Annotated in this window: 19 protein-coding genes; 1 reads left to right on the forward strand and 18 read right to left on the reverse strand. The window is 46.5% G+C overall.

What is annotated here, in order from left to right; genetic code table 11:
* Positions 1–181 precede the first annotated feature (181 nt).
* The 9 genes from HMPREF0083_RS23345 to HMPREF0083_RS23385 all read right to left on the reverse strand — a co-directional run bounded on the left by HMPREF0083_RS23345 (position 182) and on the right by HMPREF0083_RS23385 (position 8,780).
* Positions 182–874: a hypothetical protein gene (locus HMPREF0083_RS23345; protein ID WP_040304683.1), complete on the reverse strand. Its 693-nt coding sequence runs from the start codon at positions 872–874 to the stop codon at positions 182–184.
* Between the two features lie 297 nt (positions 875–1,171).
* Positions 1,172–2,539: a hypothetical protein gene (locus HMPREF0083_RS23350; protein ID WP_051354782.1), complete on the reverse strand. Its 1,368-nt coding sequence runs from the start codon at positions 2,537–2,539 to the stop codon at positions 1,172–1,174.
* A 169-nt stretch (positions 2,540–2,708) separates the two neighbouring features.
* Positions 2,709–2,987, reverse strand: a complete 279-nt coding sequence (locus tag HMPREF0083_RS23355; RefSeq protein WP_021624378.1) for a hypothetical protein — start codon at positions 2,985–2,987, stop codon at positions 2,709–2,711.
* Positions 2,988–3,053: 66 nt separating this feature from the next.
* Positions 3,054–3,464, reverse strand: a complete 411-nt coding sequence (locus tag HMPREF0083_RS23360) for a divergent PAP2 family protein (RefSeq protein WP_021624379.1) — start codon at positions 3,462–3,464, stop codon at positions 3,054–3,056.
* Between the two features lie 554 nt (positions 3,465–4,018).
* Positions 4,019–4,378 (reverse strand): DMT family transporter, encoded by a 360-nt coding sequence (locus HMPREF0083_RS23365; RefSeq protein WP_021624380.1) that lies wholly within the window; start codon positions 4,376–4,378, stop codon positions 4,019–4,021.
* A gap of 13 nt (positions 4,379–4,391) precedes the next feature.
* Complete coding sequence (locus HMPREF0083_RS23370) at positions 4,392–5,126, reverse strand: SDR family oxidoreductase (protein ID WP_021624381.1); 735 nt, start codon at positions 5,124–5,126, stop codon at positions 4,392–4,394.
* 4 nt (positions 5,127–5,130) lie between these two features.
* Positions 5,131–6,486 (reverse strand): FAD-binding oxidoreductase, encoded by a 1,356-nt coding sequence (locus HMPREF0083_RS23375; protein ID WP_021624382.1) that lies wholly within the window; start codon positions 6,484–6,486, stop codon positions 5,131–5,133.
* Positions 6,487–6,516: 30 nt separating this feature from the next.
* Positions 6,517–7,431: a decaprenyl-phosphate phosphoribosyltransferase gene (locus HMPREF0083_RS23380; protein WP_051354783.1), complete on the reverse strand. Its 915-nt coding sequence runs from the start codon at positions 7,429–7,431 to the stop codon at positions 6,517–6,519.
* Between the two features lie 23 nt (positions 7,432–7,454).
* A complete protein-coding gene (locus HMPREF0083_RS23385) occupies positions 7,455–8,780 on the reverse strand; it encodes a glycosyltransferase family 39 protein (protein WP_021624384.1) in 1,326 nt (441 codons plus the stop codon).
* 294 nt (positions 8,781–9,074) lie between these two features.
* Between HMPREF0083_RS23385 and HMPREF0083_RS23390 the strand changes: the two genes are divergently transcribed.
* Positions 9,075–10,994, forward strand: coding sequence for a glycosyltransferase family protein (locus tag HMPREF0083_RS23390; RefSeq protein ID WP_040304686.1), 1,920 nt, complete (start codon positions 9,075–9,077; stop codon positions 10,992–10,994).
* Between the two features lie 81 nt (positions 10,995–11,075).
* Here HMPREF0083_RS23390 and HMPREF0083_RS23395 read toward each other — a convergent pair whose 3' ends face one another.
* The 9 genes from HMPREF0083_RS23395 to HMPREF0083_RS26755 form a co-directional block, all read right to left on the reverse strand.
* On the reverse strand, positions 11,076–13,745 hold the full coding sequence (locus HMPREF0083_RS23395) for an S-layer homology domain-containing protein (protein WP_021624386.1): 2,670 nt from the start codon (positions 13,743–13,745) through the stop codon (positions 11,076–11,078).
* A 453-nt stretch (positions 13,746–14,198) separates the two neighbouring features.
* Entirely contained in the window at positions 14,199–14,696 is a 498-nt protein-coding gene (locus HMPREF0083_RS23400) for a VanZ family protein (protein WP_040304751.1), read from the reverse strand.
* Positions 14,697–14,761: 65 nt separating this feature from the next.
* Positions 14,762–15,721, reverse strand: a complete 960-nt coding sequence (locus HMPREF0083_RS23405; protein WP_021624389.1) for an Rpn family recombination-promoting nuclease/putative transposase — start codon at positions 15,719–15,721, stop codon at positions 14,762–14,764.
* A gap of 194 nt (positions 15,722–15,915) precedes the next feature.
* Entirely contained in the window at positions 15,916–17,016 is a 1,101-nt protein-coding gene (locus HMPREF0083_RS23410; protein ID WP_021624390.1) for a glycosyltransferase family 4 protein, read from the reverse strand.
* Positions 17,017–17,052: 36 nt separating this feature from the next.
* Positions 17,053–17,799, reverse strand: coding sequence for a WecB/TagA/CpsF family glycosyltransferase (locus tag HMPREF0083_RS23415; protein WP_245191374.1), 747 nt, complete (start codon positions 17,797–17,799; stop codon positions 17,053–17,055).
* Positions 17,800–18,008: 209 nt separating this feature from the next.
* Positions 18,009–18,656, reverse strand: a complete 648-nt coding sequence (locus tag HMPREF0083_RS23420) for an acetyltransferase (protein WP_040304688.1) — start codon at positions 18,654–18,656, stop codon at positions 18,009–18,011.
* Between the two features lie 131 nt (positions 18,657–18,787).
* Positions 18,788–19,060, reverse strand: a complete 273-nt coding sequence (locus HMPREF0083_RS23425) for a Rossmann-fold NAD(P)-binding domain-containing protein (RefSeq protein WP_040304690.1) — start codon at positions 19,058–19,060, stop codon at positions 18,788–18,790.
* Positions 19,061–19,335: 275 nt separating this feature from the next.
* Complete coding sequence (locus HMPREF0083_RS23430; protein ID WP_040304692.1) at positions 19,336–20,373, reverse strand: Ig-like domain-containing protein; 1,038 nt, start codon at positions 20,371–20,373, stop codon at positions 19,336–19,338.
* A gap of 114 nt (positions 20,374–20,487) precedes the next feature.
* Complete coding sequence (locus HMPREF0083_RS26755) at positions 20,488–21,588, reverse strand: S-layer homology domain-containing protein (RefSeq protein WP_021624395.1); 1,101 nt, start codon at positions 21,586–21,588, stop codon at positions 20,488–20,490.
* Between the last annotated feature and the right edge of the window lie 63 nt (positions 21,589–21,651).

Genomic DNA, 21,651 nt, shown 5'->3' on the forward strand with positions numbered 1-21,651 from the left:
TTTTGTTACTACGTCAAGTGATTTCTATATAGCAAGATGGATACATACCGCTCATCGTTTGACGACTAATTCCAACTGTCAACTGTCAACTATCCATTGTCAACTCTTAACCGCCCCTGCCTGTAGTAAACCTGCCAAAGAAAAAACCCGCAGACAATGCTGCAGGTCCTTACTTAATCTTCTATTTAAAATACACATCATTAATATAATAATTGCCTGTTCCGTTAAAGCGAAGCTCGATATGTCCTGTAATCAATTCCTTCTCCTTCGTCAGCCACGGAAATCTTGCCTCAGCAACCGTATCTTTGTCAAACGGGCTATAGTAATAGAGATATTGTTCTTCCCGGTCATTCGTGGAACTTAATGTGCGCGGGTCTGTACTGCGGGGCGCATCACGGAAGTCAATCACGCGCTCACCGTCATATAAGAATTCGGCAGAATTCGCTGCCAGCGTGTACATTACCGCATCCTTATACATGATGCGTACAACACCAGTAGCGGTAGCTGATTCCAGCTTCTTGCCTGCTACGTCCTTGTATGGGATATATGTCGGCACTTTTACCTCTGTCGGTGTATTGAACACCTCTACTTCAACCTTAAAATCGTTTCCAAGATCCTTGCTTAGCTTCTTAGTATCACGTGAAGCTTTCATGTCTTTTAGCGCTGCGTTAATTTCTTCCACAGTCGGAATATGGCTGGTCACTACGGTGTCATTAACGCCTTTGGATTTGAGCCATTCATTCAACTGTTCATATGATGCGATTGCTTTACCAGGTTTCGGCTGCATATCCTCTTTTTTATCCTGGGCAAACGCAGCCGGTGTGAATGCGAGCGAGCAAACAAGCAGGGATAATACAGTTTTTTTCATCTTCACCTTTCAATTCCTCCTTATATATGTCTGTATGTATATTAGATTGATAAATCAACACCCTTGGTATCCATGGATGGAAAAGAGTGACGCGTGTGGCGCATCCTACCTCTTCTTTTTTCCCGATTTCCTACTTTCAACCACACTCCCCTGTTAAAATATCAAGTGTAATTTATATAGCTTGCTTTTACCCTGAAAGATATTCCTTGAATCTCAAATACAGGATATTTATTAAAAATTTATCCAATTAAAATCGTAGATAAAAAAAGAGACGGTGGCAATCATACCAACGTCTCTTCGTTTTCACGCCTTTTCTATTACAAGATTTCGCCGCAGTGAGTCTATCGTCACCGCAAGACAGATCATAAATACGAACAAAATCGGGAAACAATACCTCGCCTGTCCCTCGAATACAAAGTAAACAGCAATGAAGAAAGCACTATTAATGACCGGGACTACAACAAGGCCCGGCACAAGCTCTTGCCTGCGAAACAGGCCAGCAAGGATGGGCTTCACACATACAAGAATGTATAAAAAACCCGCGACACTCAAGGCATAAATGAGGAAGCTGCTAAGGCCAAGAAATGTCGCCATATTACGCTCAAATTTCGTATTGTTCCATGGAATGCCCATAGCCTGCCATTCAGCCTTCTGCTGCTCTTCCAATTCGTTCATTGCCCACGGTCTGAGGTCCCACGCTCCTGCGAAGAATGTTTCCTTCGTTCGCAAAATCCCGAGCTTGATGAATGTAAGTGGATTATCCATAATCCAGCGCTTCGCTTCTGCCTTCACCGCTTCACTACGGCGATAATCGTATCGGCCCTTCGACTCGCCATGCTTCCAATCCCAATTGATGCCTGCCATAGCTTCCTTATACGTATCTACCTTTTCCGCTGGCATCCAGCCGCCGTCAGCGTTCATATTGTTGTTGTTAATGTAAAGAACGAAGCCTCCGTTATACGAAATAGGAATGAACGCACCAAACTTTTGATAGTTGCGATACGTCCACGGTGCGATGACTGCTGCCGCCAATACGGCTATTACAGCGAACGAGATTATTGTCTGCTTCCAATTTTTTGACATAAGCCAGTATGTCACGGCGACAATGATCGGATACGCAAGAAAGAATGGCTTCGTTAATGCAGCCAGTCCGGTGATGATACCGATAAGAATGATCCGCAACCGCCAATCAAACCCGGCGATCTGAAGCCAGATAAGCGTTGCGAATAAAAACGTCAACAGCACTTCTGAGCCAAGTACGTTCGTATAGGCGATATAGGTTGGCAAAAGTGCGATAAGCGTATAAGCAGACAATATGACGAACTTCCGTCCAGTCAGCCGACACAGTATAAACAGGAAAATCGCCATCGTGGCGACTGAGAGTATCACATTGAACCATTTGCCTATCATCGGGTCCGGTGCCCCGGCCATCCTGTATAAATATCCAAGCACCGTCGGATATCCCATTCCCTGATAGGCTACCGGGTGGCCACGCAGCGTAAAGCCCAGGTGGTTAAATATGTTGGTTGCAATCGTATGATACACTTTGAAGTCTGAGACCGGTTTGGCGGGAATGCTCAAGATCCACCAGCACCGGAGCGCGATGCCCATTACCGTGACAAGCGCAACATATATCCAGCTTGCGGCGCCCAGCCGCTTCAGCGTCTCCATATCCCTTTTATCCTCCATCTATATAACTCATGGCTTACCACTTCCCTAGCACCACTAAATCCCTGTAAATAAGCTACAGACTGGATTTTGATTATACATCCAGTCTGTAGCATGTTTTATAGTGTTAGTAGAACTTATTGGGCCTTTAAGAAAACCACGCTTCGTTTACTTATTGATTCGTAATCACACGTTTGATTAGCTTGACATCTATCGCTAAATCGTCTACTTGTTTTTGTACATCTGTAACCGGCGATTGCAGTTCACTTGCACGCACTGTCTGTTCTTTCAAGATACGCAAATCGTTTTTTATTTCTTCAAATTGCTTGTTCATCCCTGCTGTTAATGCCTCTTGTCCATCAGCTACTTTTTTCTGAGTGTTTTTTAACTCCTTGATATCCTCATCCATACTATTTAACTTTTCAAGAATTTGCTTTAGTATCGCTTCCATCTACCCTCTCCTCCTTAGAGTGAAAGTCAACTGCTAGCTACCATCTATCAACTGTCAATTAGAAAACTACCATGGCAGTAGACTGAGCACATATCCAAGCAAGGAGCCAAGCACAAGTCCGCCGAGCACTTCAATGCCATTGTGCCCCATACTTTCACGCAGCTTCTTGTGCGTCTTCTCTTTCTCGTTCATCCGGTTGAGGTGCGTCGCATGGCGCCCGACATGACGGCGCAGACCCATGGCGTCGATAATGACGATATATGTAACGGCAACACCTAAGCCGAACATTGGAGTGGCGAAGCCTTCGCGGAAGCCAATGAGCATGACGGTCGTCGTCATAATGGTCGTATGATTGCTGGGAAAGCCCCCGTTGCCAATCCTGTCCCGCGCTTCAGAGCCGAACCGCAGATAATTGACACAAAATTTCATAACTCCTGCCACAAACCAGCCGATAAACGGCGCAATTGCATACAGCATGCTTCGTTTTCTTTCCCTTCCGTTGTCTTTATTTTATAAAAAGCATCTCATCCAAGAGTGCTTAAATATGGTATAATTTTCTCATTGTGTAATAGATCGTGCTTGTAAGGGGCATCGATTCATCAGTCGTCCATTGTTGTCTTGCGATAAGCCTGGCAGCAAGGGGGTGATAATCGTTGAAGACTGACAAAGTGATTTTGCTTATGCTAACGTTTGGCTTACTAATCGTTGGCTTAATCCAGGCAGTCGTAGCAATAGTTGCACTAACAAAGTGACAACCCCCTTGCAAGCTGACCGGCTCTAGGGGGCTGTCTCTCTGAGTCGATAATCCCTACAGGGACATCTATTATGCATGGCCGCTTCGGTATTGGCAGTACCGGGCGGTCTTTTTAGTTTACTCAAACACTATCATTTTAAGACTTGCATTTTAGAAATAATGAGCCTCTTTTTTGTTTATTCTACCACTAATACATGTTTTATACTACTTTTTATTCTTGAGTTATGAAAACCAGTCACTTCCAACTGCCCATTCTCAACTGTCAACCGTCAACTATTCAGGCAGAACGAGCCACCAGCAGAACGCCAAGTATAATAAGCACAGTCCCCGCTATCTTACCCGCCGAAAACTGTTCGGCGAATACGAAGTACGAGAACAGCGACACGATAATAAGACCAAGGCTCGTCATAAGCGGATAGCCCACGCTGAGCGGAAACCGGGTCAATGAGTAGCTATAAGCACCGAGTGCAAGGCCGAACGAGAGGATGCCCGTAAACAGGTACGGGTTGAGAAACAGCTTGACTAACAGGTGAGCGCCGCTATCCATCTCCTGAGCGTGCCTGGCCGCCATTTTCAGTAAAATGTTCGCCGCAGCATTCAATACAATGCCGGACGTTAATGCAATCCACTGTATCACAAGTACATACCCCTTATAATTTCATCTTTTTGAAGATGGACTCCGGTATCAACCGGATGATCAGCATAATCCAGCGCCAGAAAAACGGCGTATAGAGCACGCTTTTCCGGCTACGGATCGCTTTGTAAATATCGTTCGCTACTTTCTCCGGCTTGGCAACAAGAAACATACCTTCCTGTCCATACGTCATCTTCGTATCCACGAAGCCTGGCTTCACGGTTAATACAGTCACGCCCGCGCTGCTAAGCCGGTTGCGCAGCCCCTGCAAATACAGAGACAACGCGCCCTTGGACGAGCCGTACGTATAGTTACTCTGGCGACCCCGATCCCCTGCGACAGAGGAGAGCGCACAGATGAAGCCGCCCTTCTGCTGCTCAAAATAGGTTGCGAACCGATGTAAAATCGAGACACACGATGTGTAGTTCGTATCAATCGTTCGTTTAACAATATCCATATCTGTCTCCGATTCTTTCTGATCGCCCATATATCCGTAAGTGAGCACAACACCATCCAGCGTCGGAAAACGTTCAAGGCAGGAAGAGACAAACGCTTCGTGCGTGTCCATCGCCAGCGCATCGAAATGCGCCGGATAGACCTCCACCTGATTGCGGATGCGAAGATCGCTGGACATCGACTCCAGCTCGTCCATGCGTCGGCCTGCCAGAATTAAATGGTGGCCTTCCTGGGCGAGTTTCGTCGCAATGGCCTGGGCGATGCCGGAAGTAGCTCCTAACACAACAATATTCATCGGTTTATTCCTCCACGATTCCTAATCTCCGCGCCATTGAGGACGAGAAGATGTGATTCGGATCGATGCGATCCTTGATCGCACGGAACTCTTTTAGGCGAGGGTACATCTCAGCAAAATGCTCAGGCAGAAGCTCGGAATCCTTCGCCAGATAGACGCGACCGCCATAACGGATAACGAGTTCATCCAGTTCATGCAGAAATGTGAACAGCGACTCGTCCTTAATCGGGATATCGAGCGCAAGCGTATATCCCTTCTTCGGAAACGACAGCAAACCCGGGTTCTGTTCACCAGACGTCTTCAATACCGCAAGGAAAGAAGAGCGGTTCGAGCTGCTTAGACGCTCCAGCATTTGAATAAGCCCTTCTTTTCCTTCCGGCGGAAAGACAGCCTGGTACTGGACGAAGCCTTTCTTACCATACATCCGATTCCACTTATAGATGGAATCGAGCGGATAGAAGAAGGAATCGAAATATACGGTTTTGCGGACGTTTTTGTTTACACCATAGTACAGCGTATTGAATGATTTAATGCTTAGATTATTCAGCGCAAAGGATGGGAAATCGAACGGAATCGCCAGCTTCGGCCCATTCTTGAGCTTTAGCGGCTCTATGCCGGAGCGAAGTGAAGCAGCAGGTGCATAATTACCGCGCATTAGCACTGATTTGCCCAGCGAGCTGCCCCGTGCCAGACAATCGATCCAGGCGACAGAAAACTTGTACTTGTCATCCGACTCTGCGAACAATTCGAGCGCCCGTTCGATGTTGGGCGCCTTCTCATAAAGAACATCATAGTAGGCGCTCTCTACTTTCTCCAGCTGGATGCGAGCGCTGAGAATGATACCTGTGAGGCCGATGCCTCCGATCGTCGCCCAGAAAATGTCCACATTGTGTTCACGCGAGCAGTCAATGATTTCGCCTGACGCTAGCATTAACTTGAAGTCCAGAATGAAGGACGAGACACAGCCGTCCAGGTGATGATTCTTGCCATGTACATCATTGGCAATCGCACCACCGAGCGTAACATACTTCGTTCCCGGTGTGACCGGAAGGAAATAGCCGCGTGGCAAAAATACGTTAATAATATCTTCAAACGTAACGCCTGCCTCGCATTCGAGAACACCGGTCGTCTCATCGAATGACAATATACGATTAAGCTGCGTCGTTAGCAGCACACCGCCCTGTTTGTTCAGCGGGGTGTCGCCATAGCTACGCCCCATGCCGAACGCAATATAGTTGTTCTGTAGGCCGGATTGCAAAATCTCTAGTACATCCCGTCCGTTATCAGGACGGAACAGAAATCCTTCCTCTACGGGGTAGTTGCCCCAGCCCGCCAGTTTTGTTTTTACCGGTTTTATCATATTAGGTATAGCCTTCTTCCCTTATAGGTTTTACGAAAAATATTTAAGAATGATAATGACCGACAAAGCGTACAAAATAACAGTAAACAGAATATGCTTGTCCTTAAGCAGAACCTCTTCCGGACTTCCGCCTTTGTCTTCTATATGAATCAGATATAAATAACGGAAGATGCCATAGATGACAAACGGTATAGTTGCCATCAGATACTGTGTACGTCCTGACGTAAATGTAAAGAGCCCGTAGCTCATAATCGTTGCCGTCGTTACAATGCTGTTCAACTGGTTCAGCAAATCCTTGGAGTACTTATCCAGTACTTTGCGGTGCGAGCCCATATTGTTCTCCAGCAGAATCAATTCATGCCTCCGCTTGCTGATCGCAAGGAACAGGGCGAGCAGCAATGTACAGATGAAGAACCACGGTGTCACGGGAACTTCGATGACCAGACCACCGCCAAGCGCACGGAAAACAAAGCCGAGCGCGATAATCATCACATCGACGATGACGACATGCTTCAACCGAAATGAATACGCTACATTCATGACAAAATAGACGAACAGAACTAAGCCGAACCGCGGCTCCAAATACGTAGCAAGCGCCAGCGAGCATACGAGCAGAATCGCGCCGAATACAAGCGCCACATATGGGTTCAATGCCCCCGAAGCCATCGGGCGATAACGCTTCTTCGGATGCTGGCGATCTGCCTCACGATCCACGAAGTCATTCAGAATGTACACACAGCCCGATACGAAGGAGAATAGAAAGAATGCGACTACAGAGCGGATCAGCATCTCTGTGTTTACATTCGGAAACGAAAAAATCAATGCAGCAAACACAAGCAGATTCTTGGTCCACTGCTTGGGTCTTAGCTGCCGGAACAATAGCACCGGCATAGCGGAGCTACTATACACCTTGCCTTCTACATTAGTAGATTGTGAGCGTGACATGATTACACCTCTATACGAATAATTTACGCGGACAGCGTAATCTCTCTTCTATTCCCGCACCGGAGCCATTCGACACATACAACGGTGCCGATGACAAGCAGGAAGAGAAGCGGAAAGTTGTAGCGCGCCTGCCCCTCGAACACGAAATGCACGGCAAGGAAAAACGAAAGATTCAGCGTAGGAATGAGCACAAGTTCGGAGGCGGCATACGAGCGCCGGAACATGCTCTGTACGAGCGGCTTAAGATTAAGTAAAACATAGCTTAAGCCAAGCGTACTCAGGATCGTTATGACAATTCCGCTAAAGAAGATGAACACATTCATATTCCGTTCATACACCTGCGGGCTCCAGGGCTGGTTCTTGCCCTGAAAGTCATTCATCGCCCATGCCCGTATATCCCAGGCTCCGTCAAAAAACATCCCGTTTAGCCGAAGAAAGCCCAGCTCAAGGAACTTACCTGGATGGGACAAAATCCACTTCTTCCCCTCCTCTTTAAGCAACGGGTCCAGCTCATGCGCAAGCTTTTCGCTGCGCTGACCATTCTGGAGAATCTTATTCATCTGATTCCTTGTCTCCTGGGATACGGCGATTTTATCCAGCGGCATCCAGCCGCCTTTGGTATTGTTATCATTATTATTGACGGCCAATACATACCCGGAGTTGTAGGATACGGGAATAAATCGTCCGAATTTCTCGTAATTTCGGTATGTCCATGGTGCCATAACTGCCGCCATCACGAGTCCTGTCACCGTCAGGCAGACGAGTGCATCCTTCACACCCTTCGTACGCATCCATACGACCAGAGCGATGAGCACCGGATACGCCATAAAGAAAGGCTTCGTAAGTGCAGCACCTGCAATGAAGATTCCGAGAAGCGGATACTTCAAATATGTAGGCAGCGCCGAAACCTGCAGCCAGATGATTGCACAGAAGAGAAACGTAACGAACACCTCTGTGCCGATGACATTGTTATAGGCGATATAATTCGGCAGAAAGGCGAGCACCGTATATGCAGGATAAATAATTGATTTTCTATCTGTCAGCCTGCGCAGAATGAGCAGGAACAGAATAAGGGTAAGCGATGAGCAAATGACATTAAACATCTTACCTGTTAGTACATCATGGTTGCCCATAAGCCGGTAGAAATAACCGAGCACCGTCGGATACCCCATTCCCTGAAATGCTATCGGTTCCCCCAGGTACGTATGGCCGCGATGATAGAAAATATTAACTGCGATATCCTGATACGTCTGAAAATCATATATGGGACGATTCGGCACGGTCAGGACAAAGCCAAGCCGAAGCAGAATCCCTACTACTGTAACGATTGCAATGTAAATCCAGTTCATATCAATTTCCTCTTTCTGTCTGAACTTGTACTATTATAACAGAGTCTGTAAATGTATGAGCATAACAAATTCTTTTTTGTCCATTCAAAATTTGCTAAACTGGAAGCGTATGTGTACAGAACTGCTGCAGGCACCCTGACAGCAGTTCTTGCATGTATAGGATAGACATAAGAAAAACGCGCGGGCGCTGCCGCTCAGTCTTTTTCGCCTACTGTTCCACGCGCTCCACAGGGAAACAGCAACGTTTGGCGCACACCTCGCGAGTTTTTCAAGTGATACAAAAGGAGATATATGATGAGAAGCCGAATGGAAACGTATAACCACAAGAGCCGGACGGCATCCGTGCTGCTATGGCTGGCCATTATCCTCTACGCCGTCCTGCTGTACCGTACCGCATGGATTACGGAGGATGCCTACATTACATACCGTACGATTGATAACTTTGTGAATGGCTACGGATTAACTTGGAATACGGATGAACGCGTGCAGGCTTATACGCATCCGCTATGGATGTTCCTGCTTTCAGCGATATACTTCTTCACGCATAATATGTATTTTTCAAGCATCGTATTCTCGATCGTCGTCTCACTGACAGCCGTCGTATTATTCTCAACTAGGGCCGCCTCTTCTGTACGAACAGCGGCGCTTGGCGTATTGGTGCTTGCTTTCTCCAAGGCATTTATGGACTACTCGACGTCCGGCCTGGAAAATCCGCTGACGCACCTGTTGCTAGTGATATTCTTCGTTCTGTATCTTACACGCCAGCCGGATTTGCGCGGCTTGTTCTGGCTTTCATTCCTCGCTGCGCTTGCAATGGTAAACCGGATGGATACAATCCTGCTGTTCGCTCCGACGCTGGCCTGGATGTTCTTCAACTTTAAGACATGGAAAGCAGGCTGGCTGTCCCGTATCGGCGTAGCGGTACTTGGCTTCCTTCCTTTTATTCTATGGGAGGCCTTCTCGCTATTCTATTATGGCATTCCTGTGCCGAATACAGCATACGCTAAATTGAACACAGGCATTGACGCAGTGTCGTATGCGAAACAGGGACTTTTCTATCTGAAAAATTCTTTGTTCTATGATCCTGTCACCTTGCCTGTTATCATGCTCGGCTCTCTGATGCCACTCCTGACAAAAAACTGGAAGCGAATTCCGATTGCCGCTGGTTCGCTCCTGTACATACTGTACGTTATTAAAGTCGGGGGCGACTTCATGAGCGGGCGCTTCTTAACCGCACCGTTACTTGTCGCAGTTATCGCATTTGCCAGTATGCCGCTGACGATGCCGCGAAGAGCATGGATCGGTTCCGGGGCTGTTATTCTCGCGCTTAGCCTGCTTGCTCCGTATCCTTCTCTGTTCAGCGATGCCTCGTATGGTACAATCCGTAAAGGATTAATCGATGAGCATGGCATTGCAGACGAGCGTGCCTTCTATTATAAATCCGCCGGACTGCTCCGTATGCATGAAGGTGTGAAGCTGCCTGATGCACCGCTCGTTACGAAAGGAAAGCAATGGCAGGAAAAAGGCATTTCATTGGAAAGCCATATCGGTTTCTTCGGCTTCTATGGCGGTCCGAAGCTGCATACGATCGATTCTTACGCTCTGGCTGATCCGCTGCTGTCGCGTCTGCCGATTAGCAAATATCCGAAATGGCGTATCGGGCACTACATGCGAATTATACCAGAGGGCTACCGTGATACGATTCAGTCAGGCAAAAATCAGATTCAAGATCCGAACCTTGCCGCCTATTATGACAAATTATCCTTCATTATTAAAGGGGATTTGTTCAGTGCTGAACGGATAAAGGAAATCTGGAAGCTGAACACCGGAGTGTACGATCATCTGCTGGCCGCATACCAGCCGCCGCAGATGCTACAGCTATCCCAGGCTGATACCGATAAACTGATCGTTCTACCGCCGACAGGTGCAGAAGTGAAGCTTGGCAGGGTAGCGCATGCCAAGAAAGCGTATGTACATTTAAGTAACAATGATGACTATTACGCCATCTTCCTGAACGGCGAGCAAGAGGTCGGTAATTTCGCTATTCCGGCAAAATCCGGGCCGAAGGACGGACTGCTACCGCATACGATTGATGTTCCCGACAAAGCGGCCAAGACAGGCTATGATCGTATCGTCATTCTTCCCCGCCTGCTAGATGGTAACAGCGATTTTGTCTACGCGCTTCGTTCCTTGCAGCTTATGGAAAAACAATAAATAAGCAAGTCCCCTCCTCCCGGTACCTGTTGGTGCAGCGGAAGGAGGGGACTTTTTTGTTAAAGAAGCTATACTTATACTTTAGTTTGCTTTTTCAATATCAAATAGCTGATTATCCATTAAATACACGTTAATTTTGTCTCCCCGTTTTAGACTATCCAGGAATTGATTCAGATTCGGCTGACGGGCAAGCAGGCTGTCCGGGATGTAATAGCTACCTTGAGCCGTATATACCCGGTCGCGATACGATCCATCGAGCTGAGTGAACGTAGTGGAGATTTTCTTCATCGCAACAATATTCTTCAGTCCGTTGGATGCTTCGGAAATCTGCACACGATCCCCAGGCTGTAAAGCGGTTAATGATGTATAGTTACGATCATTTACTTTAATCGAGCTTCCAGCCGGAACGGCAATCTCCGTCGTTACACCGTTGTAATCCTTGATGCGTATTTTGCTTATTTCGGCATTAACCGACACAACCTGACCGATCGTGTTCGGTACGACAGCAAGAGACTTAAGTGTATCGCCCATATACGTAACTTTGACGGTGTCTCCGGTTTTCACATCTGTGATACGTGGATACGTAATACCTGGTACGCTTATCGTTACGGAGCCGTCAAGGTAGAAGTAACGCGAATTACCGCGGTCATTCTCCCCTGTGAAACGGTTGGAGCCTTCATTCACATTAGTCACACGATAAATGTAGGAACGCTCTACCTCAATTTTGTTTACTATATTGTTGTTCGAATCGTTCAGACGCATGTAAACATTGTCGTTTGCTCGCAAATCACCAATGTCTCTGCTGCGTTCATCATAAATAACAACATTAACATTTTTATCTGCGATATATACTTTAGTCTCACCCGTATTCAGCTTAACTGTCAGGAGACGGCTATCCTTATTAACGGCAATAACCTGAGCCTTTACACGGTTATCCGCATTCACATAAATAATCTTGTTATTCTGATCAAGCTGTACCGTGATGTTCATATCTTTTTTGATATCTTTTTTGATATCTTTTAATGTCTTCGATTCACTATTTACAATGAAGCTGGCGTTCGAACTGACTTCGTAAGCAACAAGATCACCTTTCCCGTTTTTAAATGAGAGAACTTTGTTGTTGCCCTCATCAACTACAGCGAATACTGTACCTGTCAACGCGCTATCCTTGGACGTCTCAGGAGTCGCAGTACGGTTTTTGACCGCCAGCGATGACAAAAGATTATTGCTAAACTTCATGTCAATGCTGTCTCCGACCTTAATGTCTGCAAGCTGCGGCTGCGTCAAGCCTGGGATTGTAATCGCAGCATTATCAGCTACCCGGTACACTTGCATGGCACCTTTCTCATCCTGTACCGTAACAAATCTTTCAACCGTATTGACTGATTTTACCGTGCCATTTAGACCTGCATCATTCTTGATTTCCAGTACGACGATTTTCGTTGCGACGCCGTCTTTCTGCTGAACCTGTACTGAATCGCCTGTACGCAAATCTTCCAGGGTCGGGAATCGTTTGCCCTTGTACTCAAGTACCGTATTCGTATTAAATTGAACAGCTTTGAACGCACCGCTCGCCGTCTTCACCATCATTAGCTTGCCTGCCATATCAAGATCGTGTACGGTTCCCTGTACTTCGCTATCGGAGCCTTCGCGAACGAGCGTAATGCTGACAGCACTGCCTTCAGGCGACAGCGTAAGAAGAATCGCATCCCCCTTTGCCAGACCCTTTAGGCTACTTGCCGTACCTGTACTTGATGTTACCGGTGTCTGTTTATCAAGCTGATACGTTAGCAGCTCTCCGCTCACTGTTTTAACGACAAGCATACCTTCCTCTGGATAAGCTTTCTCAACTTCAGCGCTGATTGTCCGGTTTGTTTCTGCTCCATCAAGCACTTCTACATAGCGCAGGTTTCCATTTTCAACAATGACGAACAGTCGGGCAGATGGCTTCACCTGTCCAATATCGGCTGCTTTGCCGTTCCCATAGAAAATCGTATCTTTCGTTACCGAGTATGTAGCAAGCTGACCGCTTGTCCGCTTCATGCTAATCTTGTCCCCGGCCATTGCCTGTACGTAACCAGTGTGCATCCGATCATTCTCGATGTTCAGATGCTTTTCGGAACCGCTCAGCATGGCTGCAATCTCAGCCCGTGTCACAGCACGATTCGGCTTGAAGGAATAGCCGTTCTTCTCCTTATAACCAGTGAGAAGCTCATATTTGCTGGCAGCCTTCACATAGCTGGCAGCCCAGTCCGGAATGTCCTTTTCGTCAGTAAACGTGCCTCCACCCTGCAAAGCAAGCAGATTAGCCTCGGATTCTTTACCGATCATGCGGACCATGAGCTGTGCAATCCACGCCCGCGTAGCCGGAGAATCAGGCAAGAAATTCTTTTCATCCGGCTTTAATAGACCTTTCTCAATAGCAAGCGCAATGTCGCCTTTCGCCCACTCTGGAACCGTGTAAGGAATCGTTCTTGTTTTATAAAGGGAAGACTGCTCGGCTAGGCCCATGTTACGGATGGCAAGTACAACAGCCTGAAGCTGAGTAACCGTTTCTGTCGGACGAAATGAGCCATCTTCGTATCCAGCGATAACATCACGCAGCGCAAGCTTGGTAACTGCCTGATTGGCCCAGTGGCTTTGGGCTACATCGCGGAAGCTTGCCTGAGATGCGGCCTGTGCTTCGGATGGAAGGCTAAGTCCTGTGACAGATAAAATCCCGGCGAGAGTCAAAGGAATGAACCGTTTCATATGTATCACGCTCCGTTAACTAAAATATGTAAACCAAAAAGATTGTAATAACGAAAGATGGCCTGTCAATGCACACGAGATTAGCAGAAACAGGCGATTCTAGTATAGCATTATTCTATCATTTTTTCTATATTTTTCTTTACTTGCAAGACATACTATATACATCTGGTTTGATAAATCGACAAACTTTTGTGGTAGGAGGTAAGAAAAGAAGGAAGGGTGGGAGCGATCGGAAAAAGACACGCTGGCCTTTCTTCTGCCGAAGCGCAGGGCGCATCCAACCTCTTTTTTTGCCGTATCTCCTACTTCCAACCACCTGAACTTTTGTTAATATGTTAAGCAATTTCTATATAGGTATCCCAGGAGAAGGAGACAGTTGTCGGTCTTTTTCGCCCATCGTGCCACGCGCTCCACAAGGTAAAAGCAACGTTTGACAGACGCCTCGCGCGTTTTTCAAATGATACGTTCAGAAGAAAGTAGCTGTCGCTTTCTTATCCATAAACAAACACCAATGCCACAGGCTGCTCCTGCTCCATCCAGCCATACATCCAACACCATTCCGTTGCGGCTCGCGGTGAAAGCTTGGTGCAGTTCATCGGAGGAGGCATACAGTACTGCAAGGAACAGAGCCAGCAACGCATTGCGCCAGCCTGTCAGTTTAAACACCCGCAATGCACAGCTCAGCAGAAAGCCTAGCACAAAGTAGCTAATGAAATGCGCTCCCTTCCGAATGAAAAATTCGAGAAAGGCAGGAACACCGAGATTGGCAATGCTAATTTCCTTTTTGCCATACATGAAATTAACCCAGGAGAACCAGCGGATAAAAAAGTCCTTATCTACATGCTGGCGCAGCAAGGGCTGAATATTTTGTTTGTCATACGGAATAGAAGAAGACATAAAAATACCGCCGGCAATAATGAGGACCGGCAGCCAAATCCATAGCTTTTTCATCGGTTCTGTTTCACTCTTTCTTGCATTTTCAGCCATATCATCTATATATTCTTATGGGAGGAAGATTAATGAAGTAGCTTTTCGATTTCCTCTTTCGGTAAATTAGCCGCTTGTGCTAGCTTTTCTATATCTGTAATACCAAGTCGCAGCAGATTTTTCACCACTTCCAGTTTTCCTTCTACCTTGCCTTTAGCCTCTCCTCTTGCTTCTGCCTTTTCAATCATATCATCAAGCGTACGTTCAAGATTGTGCATCATCATCTCGACCTCCCCTTCCCGCGTCTGTTCGATCGCTTTTCTTGTCTGATCTTGCAACTCATACGGTACACGCTCTACAAAAATATGAAGCAGCCAGGAACGAAACAATTGAAACTCTTCAGGCGACAGCTGCTTAAGCGTATATACCAACTTTCCCAGTCGAGCACGTAGCTCTCTGTCATCAACGTGCTGATCAAGCAAAAACACCGTTCCAATTACATTTGTTACTTGTAATAGCTCTTTTTCTGTGTAACGATTAACATCCAACAAAATATAGGAAAAATCAAGCACCTGGTCAGAAAATAGTTCGTGCATATTCAATGTTTCTTTGTATGTCTGCGCCACTGTCCACTCTTGTTTTCCGTTATATAATACGATTGGAACAATCACTGGAAGGCGAAAGTCTTTACGAGCGGCTTCGTTCTTTCCTGTATTCTTTAACACATCACGCCAAATCTCTACCATATATAAAAGAAGGCGAAACGGCATTTGGAAGTCTACGCTTGATTGCATTTCCAACAGCACGTAGAAAATAACTTCTTGTTCTTTTATTTTCACACGATATACCAAATCAGCTTCTTTATCAGCAAAGTCCTGCAAAATATAAGATTTGTCCACTTTAATGACATTCGTATCGTCAATTTGTTCTATCCATCCCTGTTTGACAAAACTGCGAAGTAAATCAACAAATACCTTCTTACTTGATAATAAATATTTGTATCCTTTATCGTGCGGTTGATGCTTATGAAGGGACGGATTGCGTGTCATAGGCTCCGCTCCTATTCCTTTATTATATCATGAACCACTTTCGGTCTGATTTCCTTATATATTTCTCTATGCACAGCAAAAAAACCTGCCAACTTTGATTTGACTTGATCAATCAATTAACAATCGAACGGTGTCGCAAAATAAAATCCCCCTGCAAGAAGCTTTGCAGAGGGATGGTAACATTCATCATCTATCTATTTGTATTCCTTGCCCATTGTAATCTGTTTAATGCGTCGCACTGTCTCAAGCAACGGCTTTTTCTTCTGTCCAACCCAGCCGATAAGTTCAGCCATCAGTTGCAGAACTACGAGCAGCACGCCCACAATAATGAACGCACCCCACAGGTAAGATTGCGAGAATACAATCGCAGCAGTTGCAAACAATACACTAAGACCATAAATGGCAAGCACCGAGCTACGATGAGAAAGGCCCATTGCCAGAAGACAATGATGCAGGTGCTCTTTATCCGCAACCGAAATCGGCTTTTTATTCAGATAGCGGCGCAGCATGGCAAAAATCGTATCTGACAGCGGTACACCAAGAATAAGAATTGGCATAATGAATGCAAACAGCGTCACATTCTTAAAGCCCATAATCGACAACGCAGCCAAATTGAACCCAAGGAATAGCGCACCAGTGTCTCCCATGAAAATCTTGGCCGGGTGAAAATTGTAACGCAGAAACCCAACAATGCCCCCTAATAGAATCGCACAGTACAAGGCGACTACCGGGTTAGGCATGACGAATAGAGCCACAATCATAATCGCTGCGGTCGCAATACCCGATACACCGGCGGCAAGACCGTCCAGTCCGTCGATAAGATTGACAGCATTGGTAATACCGATAATCCAGAAAACCGTAATCGCAATAGCGATCCAATCCCAGCCAAAGCTTAGAATGCCCTGGAACGGAAGATTTATGAATTCAATGCGCAAGCCATAAAATACAACAACAGCCGCCGCTAAAATCTGACCGAGCAGCTTTAGCTTCGGAGACAATTCAAATCGGTCATCCAGCGCTCCGACCAGTACAATAATCGTACCGCCGAGGAAAATGCCTAGCGCTTCGCGCGAGCTGATTCCCATACCTTCGAGAAACGGCGGGAACAACAGCCAGTAAGCAAGTGAAAAGCCTATATAAATTGCAAGCCCGCCCATACGTGGCATTAATCTCTGGTGAACTTTCCGGTGATTGGGCTTATCCACGGCCCCAACATAGATGGCGAACTTTTTCACAAGAGGTGTAGCAATGAGCGTCACGACGAGTGAAAGAATAAACCCGTATACGTAGTTCATGTTTCCTCTCCTTATGTTTCGTTCAGTTTTCTTGCTTTATTTTCTGCGTAGTATAATCTGATTCCATATTACAGATAGTGCGAACTTGGGCAGCAGCAATTGTCTTCTCCAACGCTTTGGCTGTGACAGCAAACGGTACATCCATTCGAGATTCAGCTTCTGCCAAAAGACCGGCGCCCGCTTAACCTTACCTGAAATGACATCAAAGCTGCCACCTACCCCCATCGCCAAGTTAACGGGAAGCTCCGGCAGATGCCGTGCAATCCACTCTTCCTGGCGCGGCGCTCCGAGTGCCACAAACAATAGATGCGGGCGTTCCCGTCGGATATGCTCCAGAATCTGTTTTTCCTCTGCCTCAGAGAAGTACCCATCAAAGTGCCCGCTGTAACGTGCATGCGGATATTGTTCTTTTAGTCTGTCCGCTGCACCTGCACAGGATTCTGGAGAAGCGCCGAGCAGAACGTATTTCCATCCGTATGTATCGGCTTGCACCATTAGAGCGTGAAGCAATTCATAGCCTGCTACACGTTCTGGAAGCGGCTGCCCGATCCAACGAGATGCGAGCACAACACCGATGCCATCCGGTGTAACAACCTGCGAACGCTTCAACAATTCCATATAGGAAGCATTCTGTCGACCCAGCATCACGATTTCAGGATTGGCAGTCACAACCTGTGTTTGCTTATTTTCTTCAATGCGGCGGGTAAGAACATCGACCGTTTCCTTCTTTGTAGCATGGAGAAACGGCACCCCTAGAATGGTGACCCGCTTTTGTGTATCCATTATTGTCTTCATCCATTTCCAACTTTCATTTGTACATACATCAAGACAGTAAAGCCTGTCACTAGGTTGCACCGCCTCCATTTTATCTCAGATCGGGCAAAAGCACAAACAAAAAAAGAAGCAGTTTCTTGACAAGTATCCTCGAATTTTGTAGAGCAAAATGCAAATCCTTCGACAACTCGCCTTTTCGAAGGTTGATATACGTTGTCTTATTTTATCACTTTCGCCGGAACTCCCACCGCCGTACAGTGAGCGGGAAGTGCCCGGGTTACGACTGCACCGGCTCCTACAACAGCGTAGGCCCCCACTTCTACACCGGGAATTACAGCCGATCCTGTACCTGTCTGTACACCTTCGCGAATGGTAACATTACCGGACAGATTCGTCCCCGGCAGAATAGCCGCATATGCTTCGATTGTGCAATCATGCCCGACCGTACAGCCATAATTAATAATAACATGGCTGCCAAGTGTAACATTCGTCGTGATAATACTTCCGGCACATATCATCGTACCTTCGCCAATGGTGTTCTCATCACCATATACGGCAGTCGGATGAATGAGCGTAGCAAATCTGATATTCGGACGCAATTCCCGTACCCTGGCGACCGTCCTCTTCTTTCCTTCCGGATCACTGAATCCACAAATAACATATACATCCTTAAACTGGTCTTCCGTCAATATCCCCGTCGGTCCCAGTACAGGAAAACCATTGCGCACCTGGCCATGAATAGCCTCATTATCATCAATATAGCCAAGAAGCTCCCATTCAAAGCTTACCTTGTTAATATCCTTAATTAATTGGGCGGTTTCTCTACCATGTCCACCTGCACCAAGAATGGCAATTCGTTTTAACATATCATGCATTCCTCCCCATGTAAATACCTACTGTATGGATAAATATAGCGGACAGTTAAGAATTGGCATTTTACAGTGAATGCAAGACATTCATTGCATGCGGACCGTAAAAGTTTGTCGATTTATCAAACTCAGATATATATAGTTCGATACCATGCCACAAACGCTTCCAGCCTCTCCTTAAGTGAAGTCTCCAGACAATATCCCGTATCGCGCATGAGTTGTCCAATATCTGCATACGTGTCCTTAACATCGCCAAGCTGCATCGGTAGCCATTCCTTTATCGCTTTTCGCTCAAGCGCTTGTTCAAGCGTTTCAACAAAGGTAAGCAACGGAACAGGACGATGACTTCCTACATTATAAATGCGGTAGGGTGGCTGATTAGCGATAGAGTCATCCCACATCGGTTCCCTCTTGGACTGTGATCTCGGAATGTGCTTGTTGTATGACATGCCCATCTTACTCCCTATTTTCTTTCCCTTAATTATACAAGAAAAAATACTCTCGTTGCATTGCGCAAATAGATCTCACTTGTGTTAAAATCTACTCTACTATCAATATAAAATGAAGGAAATGGAAAAGGGAACGCTGGATGAAAATAAAAAACCCCTATTGTCTAAGCCAACAGGGGAGAATCCATCACACATCCGATTTACACGAGCTCATTTATTTATTCTTCTTAATCTTCTTTATCTGGTTTATTTCCTTTATCTGGTTTGTCATCTTTATCTGGTTTATTACCTTTATCCGGCTCTACCGTTACATCCTTCTTGCCAATAAACACACCTTTGATCTTGACGGAAATCGTAGTCGTTCCAGGCTTATGGGCATGAAGCTTGCCTTGCTTATCAATGGTGGCTACTTCTGGATTGGAGGATATCCATTCTACACCCGAGCGGATCGTGAAGTGGCTCGGGAACTCCACCTTCAATGTTACCTGCTTTTCTTTACCTGGCGCAAGCTTGCCTGGCTGAACAATAATATCCGTATTTTTGCGGGCAAATGCGCTAATAAAAATGTCACGAACCTCATTGTTTTGGTCAAATTCACGCATCAAACGCTTTCTAATCTCCAGTACATCCGTTGTCGTAATTCCAACTTCAGCCAGCTTAATCCCAAGTTTTTGGAACTTGCCGTGCTGCATCATACGGGCGATGGCATCACTTATCATATCATCAAGCGGTTTGTTGATGTTCAGCATATGGCTCAGAACAAGATCAGCAAGAATCTGCCGTTCCAGCATCTTCGCAAGGTCGAGCAAGTCTTCTTGCTTAAATTCGGTACCGAAAATCTTCGTCCATGTATGATAATGATTCTTTTTAAAGGCAAGGAGTGCAGTGATTGTATCTTCCGGCGTATACATGAGTGCCAGCATATCGCGAAGCATGGCGGACGCTTCCTCCGGCGTCACCCCTTTTGCCTTCATCTTTTCTACTGCTTGTGGGTTCTTAAAAATCTGGTCACGCCACCAATTCAGTGGTTTTGTACGGACTTCATCCCGCATCTGACGCAGCCTGTTCTTTTCTTCCGGTGACAGGGAATTCAAGAGTTCGATGGCTTCTCTTGCGTATTTTAGCACAATGTCAAGCTGTGCTTGGTTTATGCCGATGTCTGGCGCGGCCGACGACGGCGTTGGCATCAATGCAGTTGCGGACGGTACAGCGACTGAGAGAGCGAGAAGCGATGGAATAAGGCGGCGACGAAATGTAGTTTTCATGAGTAATTTCCTTCCTTTACTAAGCGTTTTATAATATCGATGCCATATGTAAACCATGAAATATCACCAATAAATAAGCCCCGCAGCCGGGATGCCTGCGGGGCGATACGTTCTTTATTTCGTTTCTTGCATACTATACAGCTTATGAATCAGCACAGCAGCTTGTGCCCGGTTCGCCTTTTCTTTCGGTCCGAACATGCCACCGTTTATTCCGCTAAGAATTTTCTGCTCGGTCAGTATAGCAACATCTTTCTGTGCCCAGGAAGAGATACGCTTTTGGTCTTTAAACTGGTCCAGCGTCTCCAGCTTACCGTTACTGCCTGGCAATAGCTGTGCCACCTCCAGGGCACGCGCTGTCATGACAGCCATCTCTTCGCGCGTAATCGACGCGTTCGGGCTGAATTTCGTTTTGCTTACGCCGCTGACAATGCCAAATTTGGCAGCAACTGCGACATCATGAGCGAACCAGTCGTTTGCTTTAATGTCTGTAAACGCAGTTTTTGGTGGATTGGGCTCTTTTTTATCCAGCTTAAGCGCTTGAATGAGCAGGTGCGCATACTGAGCGCGCGTCACATTTTGCATCGGAGCGAATTTCCCTGTGCTCACACCGACCAGAATCCCTTCAGCAGCAAGCGTTTGAATCGCGTCTTCAGCCCATGGTGCCTTGGTGATATCAGAGAAGACTGGTGCAGGCTTCTTGCCCGGCTCAGGATCAGCAGGCATGTCCATAGGTGGAGCAGGTTGATCCGGTTGCTGAACCGGAGATGCTGCAGGTGTTTCCGGATTTTTCGGCGTTTCGGTTTGTGGCGTCTCCGGGCCATTCGAAGATGTTTCAGGTTTTGTCGGAGACGTTACAGGCGATGAGGTAACTTCATCCTTTGCCTTTATAGCATCGTCTATCGTAATGTTCGCTGCATCGATTTCTTTTTTCAGCTCTTGGTATTTCTGCGGCTCCACGGTTGCACGCACCGCATCCTCAGCCACTTGCTCAAGCGGCTTATCCGGCGACATCAGCATATCAACCATTGCCTTTTCCTTTATCTTCTGCTGTTCATCCGGTGTTAACTTCTGTAATAGCTCTTTCATCACTTCCGTCTTATCTACAGGCTCCGCAGCACTCACCTGTGTTGCGCCAATTCCGGCCAGAGGAAAAGCGACTGACGCCGCCAACAATGATAAAGCCAACTTACTGCGCACTCTATTCTTTTTCTCCATTACCTCATCCTCCTAAATATATAAATTGCCAAGGGTGTTGATTATCCAATATGATCCAGAGTG

The organism is Aneurinibacillus aneurinilyticus ATCC 12856 (genome assembly GCF_000466385.1).
Taxonomy (GTDB): Bacteria; Bacillota; Bacilli; order Aneurinibacillales; family Aneurinibacillaceae; genus Aneurinibacillus; species Aneurinibacillus aneurinilyticus.

What these genes read in the sequence shown, in the direction of transcription:
- HMPREF0083_RS23360 (WP_021624379.1), bottom strand. Translation starts at nt 3,464, where the DNA reads ATGCTGTATGCAATTGCGCCGTTTATCGGCTGGTTTGTGGCAGGAGTT.
- HMPREF0083_RS23390 (WP_040304686.1), top strand. Translation starts at nt 9,075, where the DNA reads ATGAGAAGCCGAATGGAAACGTATAACCACAAGAGCCGGACGGCATCC.
- HMPREF0083_RS26755 (WP_021624395.1), bottom strand. Translation starts at nt 21,588, where the DNA reads ATGGAGAAAAAGAATAGAGTGCGCAGTAAGTTGGCTTTATCATTGTTG.
- HMPREF0083_RS23375 (WP_021624382.1), bottom strand. Translation starts at nt 6,486, where the DNA reads ATGATAAAACCGGTAAAAACAAAACTGGCGGGCTGGGGCAACTACCCC.
- HMPREF0083_RS23370 (WP_021624381.1), bottom strand. Translation starts at nt 5,126, where the DNA reads ATGAATATTGTTGTGTTAGGAGCTACTTCCGGCATCGCCCAGGCCATT.
- HMPREF0083_RS23405 (WP_021624389.1), bottom strand. Translation starts at nt 15,721, where the DNA reads ATGACACGCAATCCGTCCCTTCATAAGCATCAACCGCACGATAAAGGA.
- HMPREF0083_RS23415 (WP_245191374.1), bottom strand. Translation starts at nt 17,799, where the DNA reads ATGGATACACAAAAGCGGGTCACCATTCTAGGGGTGCCGTTTCTCCAT.
- HMPREF0083_RS23350 (WP_051354782.1), bottom strand. Translation starts at nt 2,539, where the DNA reads ATGGAGACGCTGAAGCGGCTGGGCGCCGCAAGCTGGATATATGTTGCG.
- HMPREF0083_RS23400 (WP_040304751.1), bottom strand. Translation starts at nt 14,696, where the DNA reads ATGAAAAAGCTATGGATTTGGCTGCCGGTCCTCATTATTGCCGGCGGT.
- HMPREF0083_RS23380 (WP_051354783.1), bottom strand. Translation starts at nt 7,431, where the DNA reads ATGTCACGCTCACAATCTACTAATGTAGAAGGCAAGGTGTATAGTAGC.
- HMPREF0083_RS23410 (WP_021624390.1), bottom strand. Translation starts at nt 17,016, where the DNA reads ATGAACTACGTATACGGGTTTATTCTTTCACTCGTCGTGACGCTCATT.
- HMPREF0083_RS23425 (WP_040304690.1), bottom strand. Translation starts at nt 19,060, where the DNA reads ATGTGGGATGACTCTATCGCTAATCAGCCACCCTACCGCATTTATAAT.
- HMPREF0083_RS23420 (WP_040304688.1), bottom strand. Translation starts at nt 18,656, where the DNA reads ATGTTAAAACGAATTGCCATTCTTGGTGCAGGTGGACATGGTAGAGAA.
- HMPREF0083_RS23355 (WP_021624378.1), bottom strand. Translation starts at nt 2,987, where the DNA reads ATGGAAGCGATACTAAAGCAAATTCTTGAAAAGTTAAATAGTATGGAT.
- HMPREF0083_RS23385 (WP_021624384.1), bottom strand. Translation starts at nt 8,780, where the DNA reads ATGAACTGGATTTACATTGCAATCGTTACAGTAGTAGGGATTCTGCTT.
- HMPREF0083_RS23395 (WP_021624386.1), bottom strand. Translation starts at nt 13,745, where the DNA reads ATGAAACGGTTCATTCCTTTGACTCTCGCCGGGATTTTATCTGTCACA.
- HMPREF0083_RS23430 (WP_040304692.1), bottom strand. Translation starts at nt 20,373, where the DNA reads ATGAAAACTACATTTCGTCGCCGCCTTATTCCATCGCTTCTCGCTCTC.